Source organism: Allosphingosinicella sp. (assembly GCF_036387215.1).
GTDB lineage: Bacteria > Pseudomonadota > Alphaproteobacteria > Sphingomonadales > Sphingomonadaceae > Allosphingosinicella.
In genome coordinates, this window is the sequence record NZ_DASVUE010000409.1 from 1 (window position 1) to 1,578 (window position 1,578).

Here is a 1,578-nt window from a genome sequence, read left to right on the forward strand (position 1 = left end):
ACGGTGCCTTCGGCCGCGCGCTTCGGGTTCGCCTTGAGCTCGAGAATTTCGGCCTGGAGGTGGATGGCTTCGAGGAGGCCGTCGAGGTTGGTCTTCTTGAGCGCCGAGACTTCCACGTCCTGGACGTCGCCGCCGAGATCCTCGACCACGATCTCGTGCTGCAGCAGCTCCTCGCGGACCCGCTGCGGACGAGCGCCGTCCTTGTCGATCTTGTTGATCGCGACGATCATCGGCACGCCGGCAGCCTTGGTGTGGTTGATCGCCTCCACCGTCTGCGGCTTCAACCCGTCGTCGGCGGCAACGACGAGCACCACGATGTCCGTCACGTTGGCGCCGCGGGCGCGCATTTCGCTGAACGCCTCGTGGCCCGGCGTGTCGAGGAAGGTGATCTTCGACTTGTCGGGCAGGCTCACCTGATAGGCGCCGATATGCTGGGTGATGCCGCCGGCCTCGCCGGAGACGACATTGGCGCCGCGGATCGCGTCCAGGAGGCTGGTCTTGCCGTGATCGACATGGCCCATGATGGTGACCACCGGCGGGCGCGGCTGGAGCGTCTCCGGCGCATCGACATCGGCTTCCGCCTGGATGTCCACGTCCGATTCGCTGACGCGCTTGATGTTGTGGCCGAATTCCGTGACGAGCAGCTCGGCCGTGTCCTGGTCGATCGTCTGGTTGACGGTGACGACCACGCCCATCTTGAACAGCGACTTCACGAGATCGGCGCCACGCTCGGCCATACGGTTGGCGAGCTCCTGAACGGTGATGGCGTCCGGAACGACGACGTCGCGCACCTGCTTGGCGGACGGGCCGCTCGCCATATGGGCGCGCCTTTCCTTCTCGCGGGCGCGCTTCAGAGCGGCGAGTGAGCGGGCGCGGACGCCCCCCTCGTCGTCGCCGAGCGCGCGCGTGACGGTGAGCTTGCCGGACTGGCGGCGATCGTCGCCGCCGCGGGGCCCGCGGGCCGGACGCGCCGGCTCCGGACGCTTGACCGGAGTGAAGCCCGTGGGACGCGCGTGCGCCGGACGGCGGTCCTCGTCCTCGGCGTCGGCCGCGGGAGCGGGAGCCTGGGCCGGCTGCGAAGCAGCGCGTTCGGCTTCCTCGGCGGCGCGGCGGGCTTCTTCTTCCGCCCGCACCCGCGCTTCTTCCTCGGCGCGGCGATTGTCCTCGGCGCGGCGGCGCTCTTCCTCGGTCGCGGCCTGGGCCTGGCGGTCCTCGCGGCGGCGCGCCTCCTCGAGAGCGGACATGCGCGCTTCCTCGGCTTCGCGGAGCAGGCGCTCCTGAAGCTCGCGGCGGGAGGCAGCGTCGTTGACGGGGCGCTGCGCGGGTCGGGGCGCTGCAGGCTCGGGCGCACGAGCGACCGGCGCCGGCGGAGCGGCCGGCTTCGGCGCCTCCTCGACCTTCGGCGCTTCCTGGGCTCCGGCGGGGCCGAGGATGCGACGCTTCTTGACCTCGACCACGACGGTGTTCGACCGGCCGTGGCTGAAGCTCTGCTTCACCTTGCCGGTTTCCACCGTGCGCTTCAGGCCCAGCGGCGCGCGCGCTCCGAGTTTCGGCTTATCAGTCGTCTCGCTCATAAAT

General features: G+C 70.3%; 1 protein-coding gene. It reads right to left on the bottom strand.

Features of this window, described 5'->3' with window-relative positions:
- Positions 1 to 1,574: translation initiation factor IF-2 (locus VF662_RS15520; RefSeq protein WP_464142854.1), on the bottom strand; the 1,574-nt coding region annotated here is incomplete at its 3' end.
- Between the last annotated feature and the right edge of the window lie 4 nt (positions 1,575 to 1,578).